Source organism: Microcoleus sp. w1-18aA5 (genome assembly GCF_036701705.1).
Taxonomy (GTDB): Bacteria; Cyanobacteriota; Cyanobacteriia; order Cyanobacteriales; family Microcoleaceae; genus Microcoleus.
Genome location: NZ_JAUPTE010000134.1, coordinates 1 through 8277 on the forward strand (window position 1 = coordinate 1; position 8277 = coordinate 8277).

Annotated in this window: 5 protein-coding genes; all 5 read right to left on the reverse strand. The window is 44.8% G+C overall.

The annotated features are described in order from the left end of the window. Window positions 1-261 precede the first annotated feature (261 nt). Window positions 262-756 carry a hypothetical protein gene (locus tag Q5691_RS26920; RefSeq protein ID WP_333348228.1) on the reverse strand — a complete coding sequence of 165 codons (495 nt, stop codon included), beginning with the start codon at window positions 754-756 and terminating at the stop codon, window positions 262-264. Window positions 757-1481: 725 nt separating this feature from the next. Continuing rightward, window positions 1482-2216: a hypothetical protein gene (locus Q5691_RS26925; protein WP_333348231.1), complete on the reverse strand. Its 735-nt coding sequence runs from the start codon at window positions 2214-2216 to the stop codon at window positions 1482-1484. Between the two features lie 87 nt (window positions 2217-2303). Further along, window positions 2304-4055, reverse strand: a complete 1752-nt coding sequence (locus Q5691_RS26930) for a leucine-rich repeat domain-containing protein (RefSeq protein WP_333348233.1) — start codon at window positions 4053-4055, stop codon at window positions 2304-2306. A gap of 145 nt (window positions 4056-4200) precedes the next feature. Further along, on the reverse strand, window positions 4201-7377 hold the full coding sequence (locus Q5691_RS26935) for a plasmid replication protein, CyRepA1 family (RefSeq protein ID WP_333348235.1): 3177 nt from the start codon (window positions 7375-7377) through the stop codon (window positions 4201-4203). A gap of 130 nt (window positions 7378-7507) precedes the next feature. Continuing rightward, a complete protein-coding gene (locus Q5691_RS26940) occupies window positions 7508-8002 on the reverse strand; it encodes a hypothetical protein (protein WP_333348238.1) in 495 nt (164 codons plus the stop codon). Window positions 8003-8277 lie beyond the last annotated feature (275 nt).

The window sequence follows — 8277 nt, forward strand, 5'->3', positions numbered from 1 at the left end:
CCAACTCCGTTAAGAGTTGCGATCGCCCCTCAAGGCAATCGGCTGAATATGGCATTATAGTTAGGCTCCAAACGTTGTAACAGAACAGTTTGGGGAAGTCGTGACTTGTTTAGCGGGCTCAATCGCTACTCAGTCGCGCAACATCTTCCTTAATTACTTACGATCGCAGCTTCGTAGAGAAAATACAACCCTGCAATTGTAAAGTTTTGTACAAGTAAAGCCCCTTTTTAGGGGGCGTGATTCCTAATTCCCTTTTGGGGTTTACCCTTCAATCATCTCCAAAATTGCTTCAATGTCTGCGAGTGTTGCCGCTGATTTCTTACGCTTAGCTTTGAGCCTGTTTAACAAGTCAGCCGCGTCTGGTAGCTCAATTTCAGGGCGTCGTCTATGGTACAGCTCAATTCTTAGGTCACTCACTAAACTCTGAAGTCTCTTACATTCACCCTTTAATCGCTTCAATTCCTCTATTGAACCGCTTGTATCACGCGATTGAGACTGTTTGCTGTCAAGTGCGGAACTACTATGGCTATCTGCTGTGTCACGCGATTGAGACTGTTTGTTGTCAAGTGCGGAACTACTATGGCTATCTGCTGTGTCACGCGATTGAGACTGTTTGTTGTCAAGTTGTCGGGCATAATCTAGAGTAGCGTTAGCCAGAGCAATCGGAACTCGAATGGTGCGAGTCGGGCCACTCTGCCAAGCAGCTTTAAAGCGGGAATCTTTGATTGAGTCTTCGTGTCCTTTAGGGTTAGGCATAACAAATGAATCCCTTGTGTCAAGCGTTTCACTTAATCTAGCAATAACGTTAAGTAGTGTCAAGCGCGTGACACAGGACTTTTTGGTGTCCTCAGCCGGACGGGCAGGCGGCTATTTTTCCGATGGCCGATTTTTTAATTGTGGCTCAGAAGGAGACAATGGCGGCCAGTCGTAAAAATCCCGCTGGGAGCTTTAGGCGGGAAGAGGGAATTTCCCACTCATTCCAAAACCTTGTTCTAGGCGGGGATAGTACATTTTCCCCGCCTACGACTTGAAACGGGTACGGTTAGGTCAGGATACAAAAATTTCTGAGTTTTATTTAACTTTCTAACTTTTAGAAGTGGGTGCCATTTTCAGACAACGGTGCATCAAGTATCTTGGCAACCAAACCAGCCCCAACAATCTAGCTTTGAGACAGAAGCTAGATTGTTGAGGTGTAATAGTAAGACAAAAGCGTAAGACGTAAGACACCCTAACCCCCGACAGCACAAAGTTGGCTGCAACTATTGTAGTCAATACCCTGCAACTCCCCCCCTACCCTGCACCCCGAGCTAAACAAAATTTTCGGCTTCAAATCCCAACTTAAAGATTGCTTTTTGGGATTTGAGTCTAGTTAGGCAATGCGATTGGAGCGGTGGCGGTCTAGCTTTTCTGCGTCACACTTGCACCTAGTATTATTTAATAAAGCAAGGTGCAAGCCTAAACTATAAAAAAATAAAAAATTATTATTTTATGCACATATCTGAGAATTTATCTTGATATGATAAAAAATTATTTGTATAATCTAGCAAATCAACATCAATTGTTTTAATAATGCGATAATTACTAAGTTTTTTAGGATGAGTAATATCGGTTAAATAATTTTCTTCAATTTCTTTTTCATTAATTTTCCTCTTGGCAAGATCAATATTAAATTTGTCAATTATTCTCGCACACTGTTGAATCGAAACAATTAGATTATTATTAACTAAACGTAAGTGCTCTGGTATCAGTCCCTGAAAAGATACCAGTTTAATTGAATCTTCTTTGATATCTTCCATAAAGGTTAAATCGTTATAGCAAGGGGATGGCTCTCTAGTAATATAGTTTTTTATATACGATTCGTTCTTTTTAGCAGTTTCAAAATTGAATGATAATTTGGCATGAAGTTGATGAATAATCTCTTTTTCTTTCTCAGATAGTTGTTTTTTATTATTAGACTCTGCAAGAAGCTGGCCTATTATAAAGGTAGTGACAGGAAGAAGGGATGGTAAAGCACCGGGCAAGGGATGTGTGAAAAGAAATGGAAATAAAAATGGTGTAATGACAAACAAGAATGTAGGTATGAGTATTTTCTTTTCATCATTAATGCTAATAAATCTGAATAAACCTAGATTGTATAACAACCATGTTCCAGATAAAAATACCCCTATTGAAGCTGAAATTAGAATGTTGTTTGGGTCTGAGTTTATCGTTTGCATACTGTAAAGAAAAGTAAAGTAAAAGTGTATTTCGACACATAAGAATTATAACCCTTAAACCTAAATCAGGATATGTAACTTCCCCATCTAGACCTTATAAACGTTGAGCTGACTAATCTTGCATTTGTTGAGAAAAGTTTCATAATGTTTGCTGAGAGCGCTTTGATTTGGTGCTGCTTTTTTATCCTGGGGCAAAGCCAGTTTCCGAGCAGCCAAATCTTGATAACAGGTGCCAACCAGTTCAGGAGCAATCACCACTTCATTGGTATCTGGTCGAATTGATAGTAGATGCAAATCGAACAGAGTGTGTATGTCAGCCCTGAGCGGTAAACCATTGGTTAAATGATTGGTTTGATTACCTTGATATGGAATTATATGGGCGGCTTCAATAGCTGACTCTACATCACAATCAGTTATTGGGCATCGACCCGCGTAGGCAGTTAACAACTTACGTCGAAATTTAGGCTGTCCCTGTCGCTGTACAATAGAAGCAGTTATCCGTCGTCTGGCGTCTTGAAGAGTTTCAGCATCAAAATATCCCTCAGATTCAATTTTTTGACGCTCAGCATCCAGCTCGGGTAGCGCCGGATTACCTCGCAAATCTAGTCTTTCCAAATTTTTCATGTTGCGGATTTCCTCCGGGATTTCAGTAATCTGATTATTAAGGAGGTTAAGCCGTTTCAAATTGGACAATTGTCCGACCGCTTCTGGGATGGAGGTAATCTGATTGTTACTGAGGTAAAGCCATATTAGATTAGACAGTTGTCCGAGCGTCTCTGGGATGGAGGTAATCTGATTATTAGGGAGCTTAAGCCGTTTTAAATTGGACAATTGGCTGAGTGCTTCTGGGATGGAGGTAATCTGATTGTTACCGAGGTAAAGCCACACTAGATTAGACAATTGGCTGAGTGCTTCTGGGATGGAGGTAATCTGATTGCTACTAAGGTGAAGCTCTGTCAAACTAGACAATTGCCCCATCGCCTCTGGGATAAAGATAATCTGGTTGTTACTGAGGTCAAGAACTTTCAAATTGGACAATTGGCTGAGTGCTTCTGGGATGGAGATAATCTGGTTGACACTAATGTTAAGCCATATCAGATTAGACAATTGCCCGACCGTCTCTGGGATGGAGGTAATCTGATTGTTACTGAGGTCAAGGTGTTCCAGATTGGATAATTGGCTGAGCGCTTCTGGAATGGAGGTAATCTGATTGTTACTGAAGTCAAGGTGTTCCAGGTTGGACAATTGGCTGAGCGCCTCTGGAATGAAGGTAATCTGATTGTTACTGAGATAAAGGTGTTCTAGATTGGACAATTGGCTGAGCGCTTCTGGGATAAAGGTAATCTGGTTGCCACTGAGGCCAAGCCGTTCTAGATTGGACAGTTGTTCGACCGCCTTTGGAATAGAGGTAATCTGATTGTTAAAAAGATAAAGCTCTATCAAACTCGACAGTTGCCCTAGCGCGTCTGGAATAGTGGTAATTGGACTGTTATAAAGATGAAACTCTATCAAACTCGACAGTTGCCCCAGCCACTCTGGGATGGAGGTAATCTGATTGTCACCCAGGTAAAGGCATTTCAGATTAGATAGTTGCCCCAGCGCGTCTGGAATAGTGGTAATTGGATTGTTAAAAAGATAAAGCTCTGTCAAACTCGACAGTTGCCCCAGCCATTCTGGGATGGAGGTAATCTGATTGTTACCCAGGTAAAGGCTTTTCAGGTGCATACACTTGACAATTTCCGGTGGTACTTCTTGCAACTGCAAATCCAATAAATTTAATTTAGTCAAATTTTCATCAGCAACCTGCTCAATTCGCCGCACTGCTTCCTCTCGGCTCATGTCGTTTACCTCTAAGTAATATTTATTTCATTGTGACCAGAATTTAGCTTGTTGGAAAGCTTTATTTCCCAGCCTAAGCCCTGTAACCCTTGCTGCTACATCAGGATATCGGCATATCCTGAGCTAGGGCTTGAATTACTACAACTCACGTCGATCCATCCCAGCAAATATCTTCAGGGAAAGTTAACATATCCAGCCACTCACCAGTCGGAGCCTGATACTGAATTAAGCGGCGCGTTCGCTCTTGACACCATCCGACCGCATGACAGCGAACCCATTGACCCCATCGTTTGACCCAGCCCCAAGCTTCCTCAACAGCAGATACCTCTGTTGTGTTTTCCGCTGTTGGTTCTGTCACAGATGATTGCTGTATTTGTTTATTTATAGCTTCATCTGTGACAACCTCAAAGCCTTGCTGCTCAAGCAATTCAGCCTGTTTTAAATCTTCCACTTTTTTGACCAGGCGAACGGCTGTAAGCTCAACCAAAACATCCCAATTTTCAGGGAGGGAGCAAACCCGCTGAGCACCCTTTGAAGTAAGTTTGGTGGTAGTTTCTGGCTGATATCGGTAAGACCAGACGCGCTCAGAACCCTCTCGAATTTGTTGGGCGACCAGTTTGACACCGATACTAGCAAGCAAGCGGTTAATGTAACGCATGGGAGCTTTCTTGTCGGGATAGCCCAGCACGTTAGCCACAGCTTTTTTCTTGCAGCGCTTGATAAAATCTCGGACTTCTGGAGAGTCAGCAGTCCAGGAGCTATCAGGGTTTAGGAATTGTTCAATCCCCAGATTTTTTAAGAGTCGCAGCTTCAGCCAGCGATCGGAAATATCAGGCAGGAAAGTTCGGAGCTGTTGCTTCCACTTGCGACGCTGTAAATATTCGGCATCCTCCTGGTTTTTAAAGAGCCATGAAGCTTCGAGCTTATTTAATAAAGTGCGGTCTTCAAAACGAACCAGGCGAACAAACTCCCATGTCCACAGAGCCGAGCGTTCTATTCCTGGTAGTCGAGCCTTGAGCCGAGCTTTGATGGCTTGACAGCGTTCTGCCCAGGACGCGGAGTAACTGCGTTCTATTTCGAGAGCTTGGTTTAAATCGATATCATCAGCGTCAAATATTTGTCTGGCCGCTTTGTCGCGACATTCTTGTTTGGCTTCCAAATGCTCGTTTGACTCGGAGCTGCCAGCTTGTACCCATTGCGGAGCATAACCCCCAGCTTCAAAAGCTTTGAACAAATACCCCCGCAAATCACGCCGCTCAAAGTTTTCTTTAGCTTTGATTTTGCAGTAAGTCTCATGATGGGGCGATTGTGCCTGTTGGGCGATCGCTTCTCTTGTGGCTGCACTCAGCACTTCGTCAGTCAGGGTCATGGCTTCAGCCGTTACTCGTTCCTCAATGGCTGCACTGATTTGTTTGTAGTAGGTTGCGTCACCGTCTTTAGATGAACCCAAGCCACGCTCAGCAGCAAAAACAGTGATGCGCTCAGGATGGCGGACACGGCGGCTCATTTGTAAGCACTCGTCTACACCGATCGTTCCCACAAACCAGCAGAACATATCTGAGAATTTGTGCAGGATGGAAATATCTACCCCAGATTCTGCCGTAGGAGAATAAATCAGCCATGCGGGCTGTTGTTCGCGAATATAGGTGTCAGGGTCAGCCAAAAATTCTTTAGCCCACGCCTCAGTTACAGTTTTTGCAGTTAGGAGGATGCCTTCACCGTGCGAAACCTGTAAAAGTTCTGCCATTGCCTCAGCTTTTTCAACGGAGTCAGTAGCTATGGCGGGACAGGTAGCGGCCAAAATTTGCTGGGTGTACCATTCATCAAACTTCTTCAAGGATTGACCAGCTTCAGGGATGACAAAAAATACTGGTGGTGTGTCGCCCTGGAATAAGTTTTGAATTTTGGTTGCTGCTTTGCCAGAGAGCCGGGAAATGTAGCTGACAACCCAATCGGCTTGATGTCCATCTGTGAGGACAATACGATCGCACTTTTGGCAAGCAAGTTCAAAGCGTTCTAGAATCTCAAGCCGTTTGTCAAAGAGCGTTCTGCTTGTCAAAAGGTGCTTGATGACACTTGCAGACTCGTCAATTATCAGGGTGCAGCCTTCAAGCCGTTCTAGGGGGATTTTAAGAAGAGAGTCTACACAGAGAGTTAAGCGAGCGTCAGGGTTCGCAAACATTTTGTAGCCAGCGTGAGCATCCAGGTGATAACTGCTCAGTTTTTCGGCAAGCTGCAAGCCCAAGCTGTTGCGGTAGGTAAGGTTAATTTGAACGCCCGTTCTGTCTGCCGCTACTTTGTTTTTGAGATATTCAGTTTTGCCAGTTCCCAGCCCGCTCTTGATAGCCGTGATTTTTCCGCTTCCGGGAGCATCGGTGTCAAAGTATCGCGAATTGGTGAGGATATCGGGGGAGAACCCACGGTGCATCCGCCACAAGCGCTCATCCTGCAATTTAGAGAACAGTTCGGCGGCAGACAGCACAGCGTCAATATCGCCACCAGCTACGCAGAAATCATCTACCCCTTTGTGAGGGCCGGGCAAAATTGCAATTTTTGCGATCGCTGTTTTGAACAATTTTGCTAGGGTGCTAGCGGCGCGAAACTCCTGACTCTGGGAATAATCCCCGGCGCGGTGATCAAAGACGATTGTGATTTCACGTTCTGCTGTGTCAAGCGGTTGGAGCGCTGTGTGCAGTTCCCGCGCTGCTGCTTTCTGGTATTGTGTGCCGTCAGTTTTAGTTACCCAATCCCCGCGTTCTCTAACTCTGTAACCCGTGTGAATCCCAGGAAGTCCGACCGCTGCATATCCGCGAGAAATTAGCGCCGCTGCCTTCTTCTCACCTTCAGTAATTACGATCGGACAACCGCTGGCAATTACCCAATCCCAGAATCCGAGCGCTTCCCCGTTAAGTCCGATGGCTGGCAAATCGGGCATTGATAACCCAGCTTTAGCCGCTACCGATCGCCAGACTTCAACAGTCACAAGCGGGCAAAATACCTCTAGGGGCTTGCCTTGTGGCTGGTAGTATCTGCGAGGGCGTCCCTTCTTGTCAATTGCGAGGGGTTCCCCAGTTAGCTGTCGAAAGCGGCCGTTAACTATGAAGCCACTCGCACCCTCGCACTTTGCATAATTTCTTTTGGCTTGGGCGCTGCCACTGCTGCTGTTAGTTGTAGGGTCTGTGTCACGGTACAGCAGGTCGTAAATGGTTCTACCGCTGACAGGTTCAAAGTTTAGAGTATAGATTTTAGGGTTGATGCCAGACTTGACTACGCAATCCTGAAAGCTTAAATCTATACCCTCAATAAGGTATAATGAGGTCATGTTGTGAGCTCGCCACTAACGAGCTTTATTACCAAAGACCGCTGTTACAGGTTCCAATTGTTTGCAGCGGTTTTTTGGTGTCTATACTTAGGGTTTCAAAACAGTTAGAGCCTACATTGGAATTCGCTCGCTAAAAATAAGCGAGCAAAAGTGAGTCACTGCGAGCGCAGCCACTACTCGATTCAATCTTGGGGATAGGAATAAAGATTTTAGGCGGGTCGCGACTGGCTGCGATGGCGGTGCGATCGTGATCGGCAACTGTGTCAATCTTTGTAACCCAGGAAAAAAGCTCACCTAATAGCTCAACTAATAGCCTAAAAAAGTTAAGCCGTAGTAGGTAAGCCACTTCCATTACATGGATGTCCCAGTCGAGAGACTCCATCATTGTCACAACCAGACAATCAACAAAATCGAAACTTTTTCTGGTGGTACTTCTGATGGCGAAGATACTAGGGTAGATAATCGTTTTGACCAAAGAAGGTGGTATTGGCGGAATAAAAGCTCCCGGAGTTAGGAATAAAGAGAGATAGAGCTCGGATACCACTGAATCTGGTGTCTGAGGATGAGAGAAATAAGGTTCAGCTTTTTCTATATATTTTTCTATATAAGAATTTAAATCTTCCATATTTCGACATCAGGGAGTTCTACGTCTTGTGTTTCGTGAAGGGGTTGCCAATATATCATAAGTTGTTCTTTTTTGGGTTGTATACCGGGTATCACTCAACCCGGTTGAGTTGGACAGTTAAGTTTGAAGCGAGCAAACAAAAATATCGCGGCCGGGGAGGGGGCGGCCACGCGAGCTGTCCCCCCCCGGCCCACGTTTTATTATCCTCCTTTTTCGCCAAACTTTTTAATTAATTCCTCAAGCTGCTTTTTGCCCTCAGAAAATTTGCGTCCCTT